This is a genomic window from Bacillus sp. OV166, assembly GCF_900177675.1.
In the GTDB taxonomy this organism is placed as follows: Bacteria; Bacillota; Bacilli; order Bacillales; family Cytobacillaceae; genus Neobacillus.
The window spans coordinates 1,278,939-1,297,483 of the sequence record NZ_FXWM01000001.1 but is presented as its reverse complement, the minus strand read 5'-3'; the positions used below and the strand labels follow the sequence as shown (position 1 = coordinate 1,297,483).

The following is an 18,545-nucleotide window of genomic DNA, read 5'->3' as shown; positions in this document are numbered from 1 at the left end:
AATCTTTTATTAATTAGTAGAAACCTTTTTTCAAAGGTTTCTACTATCCTGATATAATTATATATGATTTCCATTTTAATGAATATTCATTTCCTAAATAACAAAAAAACAGATTCCTCGAAGAAATTGACATCCGAGGTAATCTGTTTCGTTTTTTTAAGCTACATTTCTTTCAAGCTTAATCCGCGGTGAATTCCACATAGTGATCCATTTTCTAATAGCAGTCACCATAATAATCATACCAAGTGCTAACATAATAATAGATAAAACCCCATTTAAGACACTATAGCCTGCTGCTGCAGAATTTAGATAAACATTTTTCACCATCCAGTAGCCCGCATAGTTTACAGTTACAAAGAGATAAGCCAGCGGTACCAAGCATGTAAGCATATATCGACGTTTATCAGCAATGCTCAGTATTACTGTTGCACCGATAATTAGACCGATGGATGCCATTAGTTGATTAGAAACACCAAACAGCGCCCAGACGGAGCCAATATCACCCGAGAAGAGTAGGTAACCCCACATAAAACATGCTAATGCGCTGGCAAAAATAGAACCCGGAAGCCAATCTGTTTTCTTCAATGGCTTATAGAATTCACCGAAAAAGTCTTGGATTAAATAGCGAGCAACTCGTGTTCCAGAGTCAATGGCTGTTAAGATAAATACAGCTTCGAACATAATAACAAACTGGAAGAAGTAAGATGATAATTTTGCAAACCATGGAATGGCTGTGAAGATATAGGTCATACCTACTGCTAATGTCACCGCACCACCGGTTCTACCTTCAAGATTAATGCCAATTTCATTGGCAAGTTTCGGTAGCTCCTGCACTTGCATGCCAAGTGTTTTAAAGACTTCAGGTGTTGAGTTAATCGCAAAATAGTCTGCAGGCTGAAGGGCTGTTGCCGCAATCAATGCCATGATGCCAACCACACATTCTACAAGCATGGCGCCAAAACCTACCACTTTTATATCAGACCAACGATCAAGCATTTTAGGAGTCGTACCTGAACCTACGAAAGCATGGAAACCGGAGATCGCTCCACAGGCAATCGTAATTGAGATAAATGGCCATACAGGACCACCTAATACCGGTCCACCGCCTGATGTGAATTTTGTGAAAGCAGGCATCTCAATTGCGGGATTGATAATGAATACTCCAATGATAAGTGCAATAAATACGCCAATTTTCATAAAACTGCTCAAGTAATCACGTGGTGCAAGTAAAAGCCATACTGGCAACGCTGCTGCAAAGAAAGCGTAAATTGGTAGTATAATAGCTAATGTTTTTGTATCTAATGTCAGCCAATCACCTAATACCGTATTTTGAATGGACGGACCAACAAACACTCCGACCATAACGAGAATAAAACCTATAGTCGATGTTAATTTCAAGTTGCCGGTTTTTTTATAAGCGATCCCAATAAACATCGCAATTGGAATCGTGATTCCCACTGAGAAGGTTCCCCATGGATTGTGTTCAAGTGCATGAAGAACAACCATTGAAAGACCTGCCATTGTGATGGTAATAATGAACAACATGGCAAGACCCGTACAAAAACCTGCAACAGGTCCAAGTTCATCCTTCGCTACTTCTGATAAGGACTTTCCCTTTTTTCTCATCGATGCAAATAGTACCACCGCATCATGAACTGCTCCACCAATAACAGCCCCAATTAACAGCCAGAGTAGACCAGGCAAGTAACCAAATTGCGCTGCAAGGATTGGACCTACAAGCGGGCCTGCCGCAGCGATTGCTGCAAAGTGGTGACCAAATGTTACCCATTTATTGGTTGGAACATAGTCCTTACCATCGTTTAATTCATGTGCCGGTGTCTGCTTTGAATCATCTAATTTTAAAACCTTTGCTGCCATGAATGTTCCGTATAAACGATAAGCAATCATTAAAATACAGATCGAACCAATTACAACTGAAACCGCATTCATATTATTCTAGCCTCCTATATTCATACTTCACTTGTCTCTATTTTAACGAAAGAAAACGCCAACATTGGGTTTTCAAGCTAAAATGCAAGGATTAGACGATGAAAAACAAGAATAATAGAATGAAATGCAAAAAACAGCTTCTTAAAAACCAAGAAACTGTTTTAGCTCTTTTGTATAGGTTCTGCTTACTGGAACCTTTTCTCCATCCTTCATAATTAAGTTGTAGGTAGAATTAAACCAAGGCTCTATCTCAATAATGGCATCGACATTAACTAAATAAGCGCGGTGGACACGAATGATCGACGAATGCTGCAGCTTCCTTTCGAAAGTGATTAGCGTATCACTGACAGAGTACTTTGAGTTCCCTGTCGCAATAACTGTTTTCCCTTCATTTGTACCGATATAGAGTATGTCACTTATGTTTACGATAACAATTTTTTCATCAATTGTTATCGCAAGCTTTTCAGACCTTTCGTTAACAAAATTATTTTTCTGAATTGAAAAAGGAATAGCTTGTTTTTTATATTCGATAAGTTTATAAAGCTTCTCAATTGTTTGAAAGACTCTTTTTTCATCAAAAGGTTTTAAGATGTAATCAACAGCATTTAATTCAAAAGCCTTAAGGGCATATTCATCAAACGCTGTCGCAAATACAATTAATGGAGGGTGATCAAGTTTATTAACATGAGCTGCAATTTCAATTCCACTTTCATCAGCGAGCTGGATATCTAAAAAAATAACATCAAGTTCTAGATTGCTTATTTTTTCAAATGAGCCTTCTACACTATCAGATTCCCCTACTATTTCAATCTGTTTGCTTCGTTTAAGAAGATAGGTCAGCTCATCTCTAGCTAACGGCTCATCATCCACAATAAAAGCCTTTAACAACATCCTCACCCCACTTTTGTTGTGTTAACGGTAGTGTAATCGATACTTTCGTTCCTTCATTAAGGCTACTTTCAATTTGAAAAGAAGCATTTTGACCATAAATTTCTTCAATCCTTTTTTTGATATTCCAGAGCGCTGTTCCTGTCCCTCCAGATGAATCCACTGTTTGGTTTCCCAGTGTTCCAAGCAGCGCTGCTGAGATACCCTTTCCATCATCTTCAGTTAAAAGGACCATTTTCTCCCCTTCCTGGAAGGCACGGACTTTTACGGTTCCATGTTTCGCCTTCGGAAAAGCATAACGAATTGCATTTTCAACAAGCGGCTGCAATGTAAAAGGCGGAACTAGTACCCTTTCTAGCGGTGGTGAAATATCCAATTCAACATGATAACGGTTTGGAAAGCGTGCTTGCTCAATGGTTAGGTAAGCCTCAATATGTTCGAGTTCTTTTTCGAGCGGTATTAACATTTGCCTTGCTCCCTGTAGATTACTTCGGAAGAAGGTACTTAGTTTGATTAATAGACTCCTAGCTTTATCGGCATCTGTTCGAATAAGACTTGAAATCGTATTAATAGCATTGAATAAGAAATGTGGGTGGACTTGGGCTTGCAAAGCCTTTATCTCCGCATCTTTTAATAATCTTCTTTGCATTTCCAGCTCCGCCATTTCTAATTGGACCGAAAATAGGTTGCTTAAACCTTCTGCCAACTCTTGTTCAACCCGGTCTAGTTTACTAGTTTCAGTGAAATACAGCTTCAGTGTCCCCACTGTTTTTGCATGGACCTGTAAAGGTAATACAATGGCTGCTTTCAGAGGGCAGTTTGGGTTAAAACATTGAATTTCATGAACCGATTTTGCAATTGTGATCTTCCCTTGTTCCAGCACCTTTTTCGTTAATTCCGTCGCCATGTTTCCTGATGGAATATGATGGTCAGAACCTGTGCCTACATGGGCAAGAACATGGGATTGATCTGTAATCGAAATGGCATCCGCATTGGTCCAATGGAGAATAATCTCCGCTGCTTTTGTACAAGATTCCACATTTAAACCTTGGCGAAAAAAAGGGAGAGTCTGGTTGGCGATGTATAAGGCTTTATGTGTTTGAAGTGCTCTCATCCGCTCTTGTTCTTGCAGAATTTCCTGGATTATCAAAACAAAAAGAAGTGTTCCAAACCCATTAATCGTAATCATCGGGAAAGCAATTACCTCTACAAGATGCAGAGCCTCATTAAATGGTCTGGCTTGTAAAAGAATAATCCCCATCTGGGCACATTCCATTAATATCCCCATGAAAACAGCCTTCCAAGGCGAATTCCACTCTTGAATCTTAAATCGCTTACTTAAGATTCCTGTGACAACTCCAGCCATAATCGTTGACAGGGCACAAGCAGCAGCTGTAAAACCACCTAGGGTCAATCGGTGTATACCAGCAATTAAACCGACCCCAATTCCAACAACGGGTCCGCCAAGTAAACCACCTATCGTTACACCCATAATTCTAGTATTAGCGATCGCACTTTCACTGTCCATTTTTGTCAACCAGTCCTGGGAGGTAATTGTTCCATGTCCAATCTCTACACCAGTATAATTACTGATAACACCGAAAGTTCCGAAAATAGCAATCATAGCTACCTTAGCTCTAATGCCATGTTCGTTATGAATGATTTGACGGAAAGATTTCATCCTCGAGAGAAGAAACGCTACAATGATAAGAATACCGACACGTTCAAGCATGAGAGGCAATAATTCGAGCATGGTATCTCACCTTTCGTCATTACTTTTCCCTACTACTATACCAAAAAAACAAGCCAACCGTGTCCTAGGATCGGTGAGCCTTGTTTATTAAAAATTTACCAATGCTGTTTTTTGACTGCCAGGAAGGACCATCCTTACCTCCGTCCCAACTCCCGGCTTGCTCTTGTAAAAGACTTTTCCGTTCATTGTTTCAATAATTCTTAAGGAAACGGATGTACCTAGCCCTGTTCCCATATCTTTTGTTGTATAAAACAAGGTTCCAATCTGTGCTAATTGCTCTGGTGTCATTCCCTTACCAGTATCCATAATTAATATAGACGCTTTATTATTATCGGAATTGTTATGTATTGTTACTTTCCCACCATCAGGGGTTGCTTCAATTGCATTTTTAATTAGGTTAACCAGCGCCTGTTTTAATTGGTTTCGATCAGTGACGAGTGTGAACCCGGTTGAGTCAAGTTCGCTTTCAAGCCGCACTCCTTGTTTGGCAGCCAGTGGCTCCAAAAGCATGACAACTTCTGCTAAGACTTCTTTTAAAGGAAACTCTTCTATTTTTTCAAATTTCGGCTTTGCAAAATTTAAATAATCACTAATAATCGACTCTGCCCTACCTAATTCGCTCAAAACAAGTGAAAGATATTGATAATTTTTCCCCTTTTCATCCTGCTGCATCAATTGAAGGAATCCCTTCACCACAGTTAATGGATTTCGAACCTCATGAGCAATGGATGCCGCAATTTCCCCTAGTGTATTTAGCTTTTCAGCCCGCTGAATCTCTTTCTGCATTCGACTTCGTTCGATAATCCCCTCAACAAGCTTTGCCTCTAGGGCAATTGCCCCTGTTTGAATGAGGGCAACAAGGAGGAGGTCAGGAATATTAAAATCTAGTTTTAAGAAATTCCCCTCAAAATAGCGAAACGTGGTAAGCGAAATATAACAAAGGAGCAGGGACCATCCACATAATAAAGTTGTGAGAACTAACCTTTTATTTGGGGTATAACTAAAAAACCTTTTGTTTAAGAGGAACGGGACAAGAGCCGTTAAAAGAGTATTTACTAAGCCAAAAACAACTGTTTCGCCCCCCATTAAGATGCGTGCGCCAAGCAGGGTCGTTACAACCATCCCTCCCGCAACTGGACCTGCGTAAAGAAAGGCTAGTATAAGAGGAACATAGCGGAGGTCCCAATTTAATCCATAGTTCGAATACGAAAAAATCATACAAGTAAGTGCAGCAATGCTTTGAAGCAAACCACATAAGACTGGATAATTAATTTTGCGCTTATTTTCAATTAGTATGCTAAAAAGTAGGACAGGTGCTAATGAAATTAATACATTCAAAAGAAGTTTTTCTACAAGCATCGTTATTCCTCCAGGACAATACATCTATATCCCTAAAAATACGACAAAAATCGTCTTTTTCCTTTATAAAATCACAGGTTTTTTCTTTTTTAGTGTACTTTCCTTCCGTACCCTACTAGTAAAATAGCACACGTTATTGTGTGCTATTCACATCTATCGAGTTTTCCCAGTGAAACTCCCATAATAAACATAACATTTTCGGTCTTCGTCAATTTCCCTTGAATCAAGGGCGAATTCTAGAAACCTTCCGTCTCTCTGAATGTAAATAATATCGGAGTGAAGGACAACCAAAACTTCTTCATGATTCCAAACATCTTTTTTCTCGATCAGGTCGGACCTGTTTCTCTGAAGCTCTCTAACTTCAAAACCAATATGGGAATACTGTTCTTCAATTATGTCGTCATAGGATGGCTTTTCTTTTTTCACGTAAAGGACAGCCGTCCCGTCTGGATCTATGGCTGTGGCCGTTACCACATACGTTTCAGATTCTTTGACGAAGTATTCACATGTCATTCTTGCTACTGCCTCACTAACAGTTAAATCTAAATAGCTCCAAAGGGCAGGAAACTTTTGATATTCATCATCCAATCGATATTCCAACCTCAAATTTCATCCCTCTTTCATTTTTTCTTTTATTTTACCATTGTTTTCCTTAGGTTTACTTTTATAATTAATATATACATTCAATAAGGAGCGTGAAACAGTGAAGAAAACCCAATGGTTAGTGACTGGTGTTATCACTTCCCTCATAGCCGGAACACTTTCTGCCTGTTCAGACGACCGCCCCCCAAAGCCCGATGACAGCAGGTGCCGAGACTGGGACTGGGATGATGACCAAGGGGTATGGCAATGTGATGATACCCACTCGTCACATTATGGTCATTTTTTTTACGGGGGAAGCTATTATCGAAATAAATCATCACTTTTGAAATCCTCCTCTTACAAGTCATACAAATCCTCTTCAAGCTTTAAAGGAGGATTCGGCAGTGGTTCAAAGGGTGGATTTGGAGGTTAGAAATGTCGAATTATTCTACGAATCGAAAGGTGTTTTATTCGCAATTCCCAACCTTTTGGTCAGATTTATACGAGAGCGAATATAGTCTTTACCAAGTTTATTCGATAACGGAACATACATCCTGCCTTTTAAAAGAAGCAACAGAACGCATGGGTCACATTTTTTTCAAAACCGCCCGCCTGTTACGGAGTCTTACTGATGAACAACTCCTTGAACTTGGGTATCCACCTGTAAGTCTTCCATTTTTAAGGTTGAAAAACTTCTCCCCTGAAACCATTATCGCTCGGTTCGATTTTGTGTTAACCGAGGATGGATTCAAATTAATTGAATTCAATAGTGATACACCGACTTTTATTGTGGAATGTTTTCATATGAACGGAATGGTTTGTTCAGAGTTTGGTTATTTGGATCCAAATGAAGGAGGGGAACGCCTGCTTTCTTCCGGTATTACACGCGCAGTAATCGAAGCATCAAAAGGAAAAAGGAAGGCTAATATTGTGTTCACAGCCCACTCTGATCATATCGAAGACTGGAATACCATTAAATATTTAAGCAAGTTATGTCAGGTTAAAAATCGGATCGTTCCATTGTCCACTCTCCGGATTATAGACGGTACTCTTGTCGACGATGAGGGTATACCTATTGATGTGTTGTACCGCCAAACCTATCCTCTTGAACATTTGGTTGACGATCGGGATCCTATAACAGGTGACCCGGTTGGAATCGAATTATTGCAACTAGTCAAAGAAGGCCAACTCTCTATTTTAAATCCTGTCTCAGCCTTTTTGTTGCAGCCGAAATCCATTCAATGTTTAATTTGGGGATTAGCAGAACAGGGAGCATTTTATACAAAAGAAGAGCAAGGATGGATTATGAAATATATGCTGCCTACCTATCTTGAAGCAGATGCATTTAAGGGACAGCTTGACTATGTTCAAAAACCATCCTTCGGCAGAGAAGGAGATACGGTGACAATTTGGGATCAACACTCCAATATTACCGCTCAAAATTCCTTTCAAACCTATAAAGAGGAAGTTTCGGTATTTCAACAGTACGTCCCTCTCCCTACTGTTTCATTGGAAACAGAAAAGGGAATCGAGGTACTTTTATTAGTATTCGGATCTTTTCTCATTGCCGGAAAGGCCGGAGGTATCGGCATTCGGGCAGGTGGAAAAATCACTGGCAACGAATCTTATTTCTTACCAGTAGGTTTAAAAAACAAGGGGGAATGGAAATGACGAATTTCTTATTATATTTAGCAGTTTCACTTGGTCTTTTATTCGTAGGACTGTTTCTTATGGAAGTAACAACAAAGGTCAAAGAGTTCTCTTTAATGGCAAAAGGAAATAAGGCAGCAAGCTATGTCCTTGGGGGAAGGCTTCTAGGCCTTGCCATTGTTTTGTATTCTACTGCTGCCAATTCTATTTCTCTTACGGATATGGCCATATGGGGTGCAATCGGAATTGTGGCTCAAATTGTGGTTTTTTACCTGGCCGAATGGCTTACACCTCGTTTTAACGTCAGTCAAAGCATCGAGGAGGATAACCAGGCAGTCGGCCTTTTTCTAATGCTGCTTTCGGTTTCCATCGGCATCGTCATTGCTGGGTGTTTAACATATTAAAAAAAGCGCAAGCGCCTTGCACAGGGGCGACAGGCATAAGACGAGCCGGCGTGAAGGTTGCTTTTTAACCTTCAGGACGGATTGGCTTATGACCCCAAGCCCCTAGGCGCTGGAGCTAGATTGAAAAAAACGCATCTCGAGATGCGTTTTTTATAGTGATTTATATGTATTCTTATCGCATATCACGAACAATCGAGCCTCTTTCGATAGAGGTTCATTCCACTTTTTCAATATATTTAAATCACTCCGGTCCGCAATGAGCTGGGCCCCTTTTTGCTTTAGGTGCTCGTACGCATCTCCGTATGTTTTCCAGTCGGACTTAACTTCAACTTCCCATAAATCACTGCCCCCGTCTCCATCCTTTCGGCTTAATAACTGAGTAAAAAGATGACTTGCCCCTTTTGCCTGCGCCGATTTTGCCATCAGGTTGGACACCGATTCATGAGAAAGGATAAATTCATCAATTTTGACATGTTTAAAATTGCCGACATGCTTTTCATTTAGAATTTCTGCAATCGTATAAATATTTTTTTCCGTACCTTCATCATAGCGCTCGATGGAGGAAGCGGTTAAAAGCGTTTTACCATCCGCTAAATCTGGGTTGTCGATCCCATCTGGGGCAAAGAGCAAAACTGCTTTTGATCTTTCAATTTTTGCTCTTTTCAATGTTTCTTCATCTGTGGGGCTCCCCTGGATATATAAAAACCGCTCATGTTCATATGGTGTCTTCTCTAATTCATCAATTAGTACGATTTCTGTTTTATCATCTCCAATAAACAGCTCTTTTATCGTGTTTTTGCTTTTGGCAGTCCAGCCGATAATAACGTAATGATTTTCTCCTTTAAAAGACATTCTTCCTTCCTCCTTCATCCGTTTGTAGCGTGACACGGCATCGACGATCATCCCTATAACCGTACCAAAAAGCCCGATACCTGCAGTATAGACAATGACCATCGCCCAAACTCTCCCCAACAGTGTCGTCGGATACACGTCCCCGTAGCCAACCGTGGTCATCGTGGTAAGAATCCACCAAATAGCATGGAAAGTATTTTCAAATGTTTTAGGCTCTAGTATTCTCATAACCTCAGCGTTTATAAAAATATAAAATGTCGTAAATAACAGCACCGTACGATACCGATACTTAGCTGCCGTAAGAAACAACCTTCGAAAAAGTATCATGGATAAACCTCCATTCTCTCATTCCCCTTTATAAGAGTTTATAGAATTTATATTTCTGCTATATCTTTGGTTATTCCTCTAAAGAAAATAGTTTTATTATTATTGTTGACAAATAGGCACCAGTCCTGTAATATTAGTATTTGTGCTTCACATTTAATTGTAACTTGTAAAAGATAAGATAACGCAAAGTAAGAATTTTTCTGGCATTCTGCTTATGTTTTAAAATTAAAACTTATTCACACTGGATCGGCTTCGGAGCCGTTAGGATGTAAGAGAGGTAGGGCTTACGTCGTTTAGGTATAAAACCTTCAGGTGGAAAAATAACCGCGGCAAACTTGTTTTTATAAACAATGATTATTATATAAGTTTTTACCTTGCGATTGCTAACAAGAAGTACAACCAATCACAAGTTACGATACGTATTCATTAAATGAATAAAACTAAGAAGGCAGAGGGATATTTCATTCCTCTGCCTTCGCCCATTTTAGAACATATTTACTAACTTTACTTCCAAAAAGTCCAAAACAAAAGGCCTGAATCGGTATCAGGCCCTTTTCATTTTATTTTTCGATAACAATCGCTTGTTTACCCATCTGCTCCCAAGCTTTAATAAAACTGGCGCGATTTAATTTCTGATTCTTTTCACCGTAAGGATTGTTAATATAAATATAATTCTCATCGTAACCTGTAATCGCTACACTATGTTCACTAAAGGTAATTTTGATTTGTCCTTGCGGGGTGTTCCACGTTTGAAAAACAGAAACTGGAGCAAAACTGGACGTGGTAATGACCCAAACAGGAAGTCCTTGACCTACTTTTTCTAATACATCATCAAACGAATGATTTGTTAAATTAACTGCTTTATCACCGACATATTTTTGGGCAAGTTCTAATACGGGACCGTTATAAACTCCTAGTCCTGGTCCATGTGCCATATCGCCGACAAATCCGGCATTCGGATTACCCTTTTTACCGTTACTATAGTTTAACGGAACTGTTTTAATTTTTTCTGCTAACTCATTTTTAGTCACTTTTACACCGTGATAATTAAGAATCATCGCAAGGCTTGTTACCTCACAGCCGTTGTAAAGTATGGGTTGGTCCATTTGATTTATTAATGGTACATCTAGGATGATACTATCTGGAATACTCGGTGCCTCTTTTGCGAGAAGTGCCACTATCCGGGTTTTTAATGGAGCGGCTTCGGTGACTTGTATCGCTTCTTGACGATCAAACTTTACAGCTAAAATCGTTTTAGCACTAATAAATAATAGTAAGACAACTAGAATTGCAATTAGTATTTTTTTCATATATGAATGTACCATTCCTTGTAATAGACTTTGTTGACTGACAATTGGTAATAGTAATATACTACTATATCACCTTACTAAAAAACAATAATGGAAAGAATTTTCAAATTAATGATAATCTTTAAAGCTTAAGTTTTCCTTAAAAAAAGTCCCTTTAGTAGTTTGCACTAAAGGGAATAGGTTAAATTCGTACCTTATTATGGTTAATTTTTCGAATTATTTGATTGATTACTTCTGAAAAAACTAATCCAAAGGCGATGGATCCTGCCAGCATGAGGACTTTTGCCGCTAATGCTATCGCTGAATTATAATCGTTCTCAACAAAATTCCGCATCGCATCATATGCCAGGCCTCCAGGCACAAGCGGAATAATTCCAGCTACACTAAAAATAATCACTGGCGTTTTATAGAACTTTGCTAATTGTTGACTGATGACAGCAATAAAAATGGTCGCAGCTAATGTTGCTAAAATGGCGTTATTTGAGTAGTCTTCTAGCTGGAAATAAATTAACCAGCCACCCATTCCTATCAGTCCGCACTTCACTAAGGATTCTTTCGGTGCATTAAATAGAATTCCAAAGGCACCTGTTGCAATTAAGCTTGTTAATGCCTGAGCAAGAACAGCCACAATAAATACACCTCACTTCACATAAAAGATAATACAACCGCAATCCCTGCCCCAATCGCAAATGCGGTTAGAAAAGCTTCCGCCCCCTTTGATAACCCCGATACTAAGTGACCCGCCATTAAATCTCTAATCGCATTGGTCACTAAGAGCCCAGGAACTAAGGTCATCACCGAGCCAATAATAATTTTATCTAATTGCTGACCGACTCCAATTTTCACAAATAAAAATGAAAGCAATCCAATTACAAACGATGCTAAAAACTCCGAGAAAAACTTGATTGGGACAAAGCGATGAAAATGTACAAAGCTTAGATAACCCATTCCGCCTGAAATCATCGCTGGAATAAAATCATTCCAGCCTCCCTCAAACATAATCATAAAACAACCGCTGGCGAGTGACGCAGCGGCCACTTGGAACCTAAAGGGAAACGTTAAATTAAGGGAGTCAATTTCCTTTAGATTTTCCATAGCTTCTTTTAGATTGACTTCTCCACCTGTAATTTTCCTTGAAATGCTATTCACCATAGAGACTTTTTTCAAGTCTGTTGACCGCTCCGATATTCTAATAAGCTTGGTCTTCGTGGGCTCTGTTCCTTCTGCTGAAAAAATAATTCCGGTTGGAGTTACGTAGCTATGAGTACTTTCTATACCAAAGGCTGCAGCAATGCGCATCATCGTATCTTCTACCCGATAGGTCTCCCCGCCGCTTTGAAGCATGATTTTCCCCGCTAATAAGCAGACCTCCATAACCTCATATGTTTGTTCTACTGGTTTTTCCATTTATCTCACCACACACAATTCTCCATTTTTACTTAGTTTAAATTAAAACAAACGTTTAATCAAAGTTGACTTGCAGTTTGCAAGATTTCCTGTAAATGGAATAGGAAAAAATCCAATATTTTATAAATATGATAAATCTTATCAATAATTCCTATACAACACATGTATACTTGTTATATAATATTATATAATGACCTATTGTTTCGAAAGGAATTTTATCGATGAAATTAAACAATTCAATTTCAACACCTTTATATGACCAATTAAAACAAATACTGAAGGAGGCCATTGATCAAGGAGTTTATAAATCAGGGGAAAGACTTCCGAATGAAACGGAATTATGTGAGTTATATGGCGTTAGCCGAATAACTGTAAGAAGAGCGATTCAGGATTTAGCAGATGAGGGTTTTTTAGAACGAAAGCAAGGGAAGGGAACTTTTGTAACGCGAACCAAAATTGCCCGAGAATTGGTTTCTATTGATGGATTCTCAGATTTTAGTAAACAAATTGGCAAAAATCCTTCCAAGCGAATTCTTGCCTGTGAAGAAATGAAAGCTACTCCGGAAATTGCCGAAGCACTTCAAATCGCCATTGATTCACCTGTCTTAAAGTTGGTCCGGATCATGTCAATCGATCAACAGCCTTTTACTCTAGATATCGCCCATTACTCGTTAGAACGCTTTCCCGATTTGACTGCACGATTCACAGAACATGCATCAACCTATGAAGTTTTGAAAAACATTTACCACATCAATATCAATTCTGGAAAAAGCAAAAAAATAATTACAGTTACTCCTGCTTCAAAATTTGATGCGGAACATTTGGACTGCGAAATTGGTGAAACACTTTTTAATATTGATAAAACCGTTTACGATGAAACAGGCGTTCCGATTCATATTTCAAATTTCAAAACACAAACCCAATTAATTGCCCTTACCATAACAACTTAAGAAAAAAAGGAATGAATGGGTATCCATTTCATTCCTTTTGTTTTTAGAAAGTTAATTGTCTACCAAACCCAAATGCACCGTTCACTTCACAAGTTCTTGCAGCAATCTGTGCCGCTGCTTTCAAAGATTCCTCAATGGTAAACCCATTAAAGTGGTTGGTTAAAAAACCAGCAATGAAAGAATCCCCTGCACCTAAAGTATCAATCACATTCGCTTCTTCAATTCCCTGTTTGTATCGTTTGTTATGATGAGACATAATTACGCCCTTAGAACCTCTAGTGATAATGATAAACGGCGTTCCAAGTCCATGTATTTTACGGAAGAGCTCTTCTAGTTCAACTTCTGTAAAATCACTTCCTGAAATAAACGCAAACTGGATATGAGGGCAAACCTTTTCTAATTGTTCTGTTGTAAAATGATTAGAGAAATCATAGGAAACGGGTAAATGTTGTTTAAGCAATGGCAATTCTTCCTCTAAATGACTATATATACTGGTATGTACCACATCAAACGCTTTGATGTATTCATAGTCATCTACGGATAGATTAAGCTTGAGTTTAGCCTGAACACCGCCTTTATTTGATTTAATAAAGATTCGGTCCCCTTCCACATTTAGATCAACATATGCTTTTCCACTTTCCCCAACCGCTCTTCTAACATGACTAGTTTCTATTAAGTTCTTGTTTAAAGAATCTAAGATATGATCCCCTTCCACATCCGTTCCAACAATACCTATAAATGCCGCGGACTCCGCTCCATTTTGTTTAGCTAAAACAGCAACATTTAAAGCATTTCCACCTGGAAACATTTCATTACGATCCTGGTAAATATCAACAACATTATCGCCTATTCCAATAATTTTCATATTTCCCCACTCCTCCTTATCCTTTAACACTGCCTGATGATAAACCTCTAATAAAATACTTCTGCATAAACATAAATAAGAGAATGATCGGCAGGGCTGAAATCATTAAGCCAGCCATCAGAACTCCCCAATTCGTTTGAAGGGCATCCCGAAATTGCATCAATCCAGCAGGGATGGTTTTTAGCGCATCAGAATCAACAAAGATTAACGCAAACATAAACTCGTTCCAAGTAAAATATGCAGTTAACACTACCCCTGTTAGTAAAATCGGTTTATTTAAAGGAACAAAGATTTTTGTAAAAATGGTCCATGTATTACATCCGTCCAAAAAGGCAGACTCCTCTAATTCTTTCGGTACCTCTAGAAAAGCAGCTCTGATCAGTAGGATGGTGATTGGAATTCGGTAAGCAACATAGGGAAAGATCATTGCAAAATACGTATCATGAATTCCTAATAATTGAATGAGCTTGTATAGTGGGACTAAACTAACTTGAGGGGAGAGCATCATTCCTCCCATACAGAAAACTAATAGGATGTTCTTCCCTTTAAATTCAAACCTAGATAAACTGTAGGCTCCGAGTGCACTTATTAATACTGTTAGGAAGCAGGTAGTTGCTGTAACAATTAAACTATTAACAAAATATCCAGAAATCCCTGTGTTCCATGCCTCTGTATAATTTGAAAACAGCCATTCTTTTGGTAAAGCCCAGCTGCTGGAGAAAATCTCTGGAGTGGACTTAAATGAGTTAATTACCATCCAAAAAAGCGGATAAGCAATCACTACAAAATACAAGATTAGGATTGTAAAAATTGGCAGACTTTTAACAACATTCTTTTGCTTCCTATTTTTTTTTGTGATTGGGATCGAATGATGGTAGTCCATTACTTTGCTTGTCTCCACTCTAAACATCCTTTCCTGTTTTAAATAGTTTCAACTGAACCAAGGAAACAATTAAGGTGATGATTAAAATCACAGTGGCCACAGCCGAAGCATAACCCATTTGGTCTTTACCGAAAGCTGAATGGTAGAGTAATGTTCCTAATACTTCACTGGAATTACCCGGTCCGCCGCCTGTCAAAATATACGGTTCATTAAAGACGGTAAATGCACCGGTTAAGGTAATAAGTGTTGTAACGAAGAACATCTCTTTTACTTGTGGAACAGTGATTGAAAAGAATTTACGAATTTTCCCTGCCCCATCGATCTCTGCAGCCTCATACAATTCTTGGGGGATATTTTGAATCGAGACAATAAATAACATCATAATGTAACCAATACTTTGCCACTGTGACACAGCAATAACAGCGAAAATAGCTGTTTCAGATTCTCCCAGCCAAGCCCTAGTTAAATTTCCAAGCCCTAACCAATTTAATAGCCCATTTAAAATTCCGATATCCGGGTTATAAACAAACGTAAACAGTAAAGCAATGACAGTCATCGAAATGACAACTGGCAGGAAAAATACGGTACGGAACAATCCACTTATGATTCTTGTAAGCGGATCTTCAAGTATAGCCGCTAAAATAAGTCCGCCAAATACCTGAAAGATAATTGAGATGACTGCATACCAGAGATTATTTTTTAATGCTATATAAAAAACTTCATCTTTAAAAAGATTAAGGAAATTTTCAAAGCCAACAAATGTTTTTTCTACGGAAAAAGCAGAGAAATCATAGAAACTATAAAAAAAGTTTTCAACAATTGGATAGTAAACAAAAAGGGCCATAAAGATTAAGCAAGGTGCAATATATAAGTATGGTAACCACTTGTTTGTATTTTGCATAATAACTCCCCTTTTTTAACAGGCGTATCTTTGGAAAAAAGGTGGTCAACTTGCAACCACCTTTTCTGGCTTCCTATTTTTTTGCAGACGCCTTAACTTCTTTTGCTGCTGCTCTGACATCCTTCATTACATCTTCTGGACTTTTCTTGCCGTCCAACATTAGCTGTGTTCCATTTAAATAAGCATCGACTATTTTAATATCAACAGCTGTATCAAACCATAAGTATGTTTGTTCAGCCTTAACAATTAAATTGATGGCATCCTGTTGAAGCTTGGATGCATTTTCATCGGTTGTTGTTCCTTTAACCGCACTGTATTCACTTACCTCTTTTAACTGCTCTGTACCTTTTTCCTTCGAAGTTAAGAATTTGACAAATTCCATTGCTTCTTTTGGATGTTTTGTTTTCGAAGAAATCATGATTCCTTCTGGTGCTGCTGTGATGGAGTTGGCATTTCCTTCTCCACCTTCCACACCTGGTACATTAAACACACCTAAATCCTCTTTTAAAGATGGTTCAATAAGCCCGATTTCTGCAAGCTGGAAGAAGCCGATCGCTGCTTTTCCACTGTTAAATAACTCCCGTGAATATTCATGGTCTACAGAATTAACTCCCTTATTAAAGTACGGCTTCAGTTCCATGAATTTCTCTAATGCTTTAACATAACCTGGATGTGAGTAATCACCTTCAGGATTTTTGGGATCATAATCTTTATCAAGAACATCCTGTGGCACCATCAATTGATTCAATGTTCCAATATAATGGGAAATCGTCCACGGTGCTTTGCTTCCGAATGTAATTGGCGTAAGTCCTGCGGCCTTTACCTTTTTAGAGACATCAATTAGTTCGGACCAAGTGGTTGGAACCTCAAGATTTAAATCCTTGAAAATTTTCTTATTGTAAAAGAAGGCCTTTCCGTCAGTCGACCAAGGAATTCCGTAAATTTTACTGTCTAAAGTGAAGGCATTGAACTGGGAGGCAATGATTTGATCTGACCACGCTTTATCTTCATTAACAAAATTAGTTAAATCAAGTGATTGTCCCTGACGCGCGAAGTTATAAGCGAATTCTCCGCTCCAAGAAAAGAATACATCTGGAGGGGTGCTTGATCCTAAGACAACGCGAATCTTTTCTTTATAAGAGTCGTTTAAAACGGCTTCCGTTTTAATTTTAATATTGGGATGGGCCTTCTCAAACTCTTTGACTGCCTTTTCAAAATATTGCTTTTTAGGTTGATTCGGCCAGCGGTGGAAGAACTTTAGTTCAACTACATCTTTTCCATTCGTTGAACTAGAACTCTTAGAACAGCCAGCAAAAAAGGATAGAAAAAGGATAGAAATAATACTTAAAATCAACAACTTCTTCATTAAGCTTTCCCCTCCAGAAAGGAATCCGTTTCTATGATTAATGCATTGTATATTAGCTAGGTTTAGTATTCAACTGTCCACATATATCTTCTTTTTGATAGCGGATGATTTCGTGCATCTGCTAACTGATCCGCGTATTTTCTTAAAACATAATTTAACACTAATGGAGCGATGTATCCCTGTACTTCCTCTGCTACCCCAGTGAAATCAAAGTCCTTTGCATCAAGGACAACCAGTTTCTTTCCATAACGCTTAGAGAATTCTAGTGCTCTTTCTTCTAATGGTCTTGTTTCATCTAAACCAAGCAAGATAATGAATGGTGTTTCTTCATCAATAATTTCAAATGGTCCGTGGAAGTATTCTCCCGCGTGAATGGCATGGGAATGAACCCACTGCATTTCCATAAGGATACAAATTGCATAGGAGTAGGCAACACCATAGTTTACTCCGCTTGCCATTGTATAAATGATCTTCTCGTCTTTATAATCTTGTCCAAATGCTTCTGCTTTCGATTGATAAAGTGCAGCTGCTTTTTCGTAAACATTCTGTAAATTCTCAAGACTTTCTTCTACTATACTAGCTTTTTCGTTATTTTCAACAACTTTTAGTACACCAAATACTAGTTGATATAAAACCGAATAGTTCGTCGTGAAAGCGTTTACTTCTTCACCCCATTGATACTTCAGCACGACATCTGAAGCTAGCGCCAACGGTGACGCTTCCACATTAGTTAAAGAAACAGCCAAAGCCCCTTTTGCTCTAGCAAATTTTGCTGCTTCTACTGTTTCAGGTGTGGTTCCTGAGTGCGAGCACAGAATAACCAGGGAATTGCTTCCAAGTTTTGCATGATTGCGATGGATAAATTCATTTGCACTAAACAGGTGGGCATCAAGAACCTTTGCTTCACGGTCAATTACATACTTGCTTGGATACATAATGGCAGATGAGCCTCCACATGCTACAAAGAAAATATTGGAAATATTTCTTTTTTCTACCTCTGCTAATGCTTGTTGCACTTGATTTTTTACGTCAATTACTAATTCAGTCGTCATTTTGTTGCCTCCCTGATAAAATATTTTAGTCAATGAACACTAGTAA

General features: G+C 38.5%; 18 protein-coding genes. 4 read left to right on the top strand and 14 right to left on the bottom strand.

The window, feature by feature from the left end; translation table 11 throughout:
- Positions 1-156: 156 nt before the first annotated feature.
- The 5 genes from cstA to CCK98_RS06055 form a co-directional block, all read right to left on the bottom strand.
- Complete coding sequence (gene cstA / locus CCK98_RS06075) at positions 157-1,950, bottom strand: carbon starvation protein CstA (RefSeq protein WP_088085758.1); 1,794 nt, start codon at positions 1,948-1,950, stop codon at positions 157-159.
- Positions 1,951-2,091: 141 nt separating this feature from the next.
- Positions 2,092-2,838, bottom strand: a complete 747-nt coding sequence (locus CCK98_RS06070) for a LytTR family DNA-binding domain-containing protein (RefSeq protein ID WP_088090321.1) — start codon at positions 2,836-2,838, stop codon at positions 2,092-2,094.
- Positions 2,813-4,591: a sensor histidine kinase gene (locus CCK98_RS06065; protein WP_088085757.1), complete on the bottom strand. Its 1,779-nt coding sequence runs from the start codon at positions 4,589-4,591 to the stop codon at positions 2,813-2,815. The genes CCK98_RS06070 and CCK98_RS06065 overlap by 26 nt, the downstream gene beginning before the upstream one ends.
- 87 nt (positions 4,592-4,678) lie before the next feature.
- A complete protein-coding gene (locus CCK98_RS06060) occupies positions 4,679-5,950 on the bottom strand; it encodes an ATP-binding protein (RefSeq protein ID WP_088085756.1) in 1,272 nt (423 codons plus the stop codon).
- Between the two features lie 153 nt (positions 5,951-6,103).
- Positions 6,104-6,556, bottom strand: a complete 453-nt coding sequence (locus CCK98_RS06055; protein WP_088085755.1) for a hypothetical protein — start codon at positions 6,554-6,556, stop codon at positions 6,104-6,106.
- Between the two features lie 97 nt (positions 6,557-6,653).
- Between CCK98_RS06055 and CCK98_RS06050 the strand changes: the two genes are divergently transcribed.
- The 3 genes from CCK98_RS06050 to CCK98_RS06040 are packed head-to-tail and all read left to right on the top strand — an operon-like array spanning position 6,654 to position 8,586.
- Entirely contained in the window at positions 6,654-6,965 is a 312-nt protein-coding gene (locus tag CCK98_RS06050) for a hypothetical protein (protein ID WP_088085754.1), read from the top strand.
- Positions 6,966-6,967: 2 nt separating this feature from the next.
- Positions 6,968-8,203: a glutathionylspermidine synthase family protein gene (locus CCK98_RS06045; RefSeq protein WP_088085753.1), complete on the top strand. Its 1,236-nt coding sequence runs from the start codon at positions 6,968-6,970 to the stop codon at positions 8,201-8,203.
- Positions 8,200-8,586: a DUF350 domain-containing protein gene (locus tag CCK98_RS06040; RefSeq protein ID WP_088085752.1), complete on the top strand. Its 387-nt coding sequence runs from the start codon at positions 8,200-8,202 to the stop codon at positions 8,584-8,586. Before CCK98_RS06045 ends, CCK98_RS06040 begins: the two co-directional genes overlap by 4 nt.
- A 150-nt stretch (positions 8,587-8,736) precedes the next feature.
- On the opposite strand, the gene CCK98_RS06035 is transcribed toward CCK98_RS06040, so the two are convergent.
- From CCK98_RS06035 to CCK98_RS06020, 4 genes are all read right to left on the bottom strand, one after another.
- Positions 8,737-9,765 carry a TrkA family potassium uptake protein gene (locus CCK98_RS06035; protein WP_088085751.1) on the bottom strand — a complete coding sequence of 343 codons (1,029 nt, stop codon included), beginning with the start codon at positions 9,763-9,765 and terminating at the stop codon, positions 8,737-8,739.
- Between the two features lie 560 nt (positions 9,766-10,325).
- The gene (locus CCK98_RS06030; protein WP_088085750.1) at positions 10,326-11,075 is read right to left on the bottom strand and encodes a C39 family peptidase; all 750 of its coding nucleotides are present in this window, start codon (positions 11,073-11,075) and stop codon (positions 10,326-10,328) included.
- Positions 11,076-11,256: 181 nt separating this feature from the next.
- The gene (locus tag CCK98_RS06025; protein WP_088085749.1) at positions 11,257-11,703 is read right to left on the bottom strand and encodes a threonine/serine exporter family protein; all 447 of its coding nucleotides are present in this window, start codon (positions 11,701-11,703) and stop codon (positions 11,257-11,259) included.
- A 17-nt stretch (positions 11,704-11,720) separates the two neighbouring features.
- A complete protein-coding gene (locus CCK98_RS06020) occupies positions 11,721-12,482 on the bottom strand; it encodes a threonine/serine exporter family protein (protein ID WP_088085748.1) in 762 nt (253 codons plus the stop codon).
- 221 nt (positions 12,483-12,703) lie between these two features.
- Here CCK98_RS06020 and CCK98_RS06015 point away from each other — a divergent pair, with 221 nt between their 5' ends.
- Complete coding sequence (locus CCK98_RS06015) at positions 12,704-13,432, top strand: UTRA domain-containing protein (protein WP_088085747.1); 729 nt, start codon at positions 12,704-12,706, stop codon at positions 13,430-13,432.
- 43 nt (positions 13,433-13,475) lie between these two features.
- Here CCK98_RS06015 and CCK98_RS06010 read toward each other — a convergent pair whose 3' ends face one another.
- The 5 genes from CCK98_RS06010 to CCK98_RS05990 form a co-directional block, all read right to left on the bottom strand.
- Positions 13,476-14,297 (bottom strand): PfkB family carbohydrate kinase, encoded by an 822-nt coding sequence (locus CCK98_RS06010; protein ID WP_088085746.1) that lies wholly within the window; start codon positions 14,295-14,297, stop codon positions 13,476-13,478.
- Positions 14,298-14,313: 16 nt separating this feature from the next.
- On the bottom strand, positions 14,314-15,207 hold the full coding sequence (locus tag CCK98_RS06005; RefSeq protein ID WP_373408485.1) for a carbohydrate ABC transporter permease: 894 nt from the start codon (positions 15,205-15,207) through the stop codon (positions 14,314-14,316).
- Positions 15,200-16,081 carry a carbohydrate ABC transporter permease gene (locus tag CCK98_RS06000; protein ID WP_088085745.1) on the bottom strand — a complete coding sequence of 294 codons (882 nt, stop codon included), beginning with the start codon at positions 16,079-16,081 and terminating at the stop codon, positions 15,200-15,202. The genes CCK98_RS06005 and CCK98_RS06000 overlap by 8 nt, the downstream gene beginning before the upstream one ends.
- A gap of 73 nt (positions 16,082-16,154) precedes the next feature.
- On the bottom strand, positions 16,155-17,447 hold the full coding sequence (locus CCK98_RS05995) for an ABC transporter substrate-binding protein (protein WP_088085744.1): 1,293 nt from the start codon (positions 17,445-17,447) through the stop codon (positions 16,155-16,157).
- A 62-nt stretch (positions 17,448-17,509) separates the two neighbouring features.
- The gene (locus CCK98_RS05990) at positions 17,510-18,499 is read right to left on the bottom strand and encodes an SIS domain-containing protein (RefSeq protein ID WP_088085743.1); all 990 of its coding nucleotides are present in this window, start codon (positions 18,497-18,499) and stop codon (positions 17,510-17,512) included.
- Positions 18,500-18,545 lie beyond the last annotated feature (46 nt).

Coding starts and splice junctions, on each gene's coding strand:
- cstA (WP_088085758.1), bottom strand. CDS start 1,950: ATGAATGCGGTTTCAGTTGTAATTGGTTCGATCTGTATTTTAATGATT.
- CCK98_RS05995 (WP_088085744.1), bottom strand. CDS start 17,447: ATGAAGAAGTTGTTGATTTTAAGTATTATTTCTATCCTTTTTCTATCC.
- CCK98_RS06045 (WP_088085753.1), top strand. CDS start 6,968: ATGTCGAATTATTCTACGAATCGAAAGGTGTTTTATTCGCAATTCCCA.
- CCK98_RS06010 (WP_088085746.1), bottom strand. CDS start 14,297: ATGAAAATTATTGGAATAGGCGATAATGTTGTTGATATTTACCAGGAT.
- CCK98_RS06015 (WP_088085747.1), top strand. CDS start 12,704: ATGAAATTAAACAATTCAATTTCAACACCTTTATATGACCAATTAAAA.
- CCK98_RS06020 (WP_088085748.1), bottom strand. CDS start 12,482: ATGGAAAAACCAGTAGAACAAACATATGAGGTTATGGAGGTCTGCTTA.
- CCK98_RS06040 (WP_088085752.1), top strand. CDS start 8,200: ATGACGAATTTCTTATTATATTTAGCAGTTTCACTTGGTCTTTTATTC.
- CCK98_RS06000 (WP_088085745.1), bottom strand. CDS start 16,081: ATGCAAAATACAAACAAGTGGTTACCATACTTATATATTGCACCTTGC.
- CCK98_RS06035 (WP_088085751.1), bottom strand. CDS start 9,765: ATGATACTTTTTCGAAGGTTGTTTCTTACGGCAGCTAAGTATCGGTAT.
- CCK98_RS06005 (WP_373408485.1), bottom strand. CDS start 15,207: ATGTTTAGAGTGGAGACAAGCAAAGTAATGGACTACCATCATTCGATC.
- CCK98_RS06030 (WP_088085750.1), bottom strand. CDS start 11,075: ATGAAAAAAATACTAATTGCAATTCTAGTTGTCTTACTATTATTTATT.
- CCK98_RS06060 (WP_088085756.1), bottom strand. CDS start 5,950: ATGCTTGTAGAAAAACTTCTTTTGAATGTATTAATTTCATTAGCACCT.
- CCK98_RS06065 (WP_088085757.1), bottom strand. CDS start 4,591: ATGCTCGAATTATTGCCTCTCATGCTTGAACGTGTCGGTATTCTTATC.
- CCK98_RS05990 (WP_088085743.1), bottom strand. CDS start 18,499: ATGACGACTGAATTAGTAATTGACGTAAAAAATCAAGTGCAACAAGCA.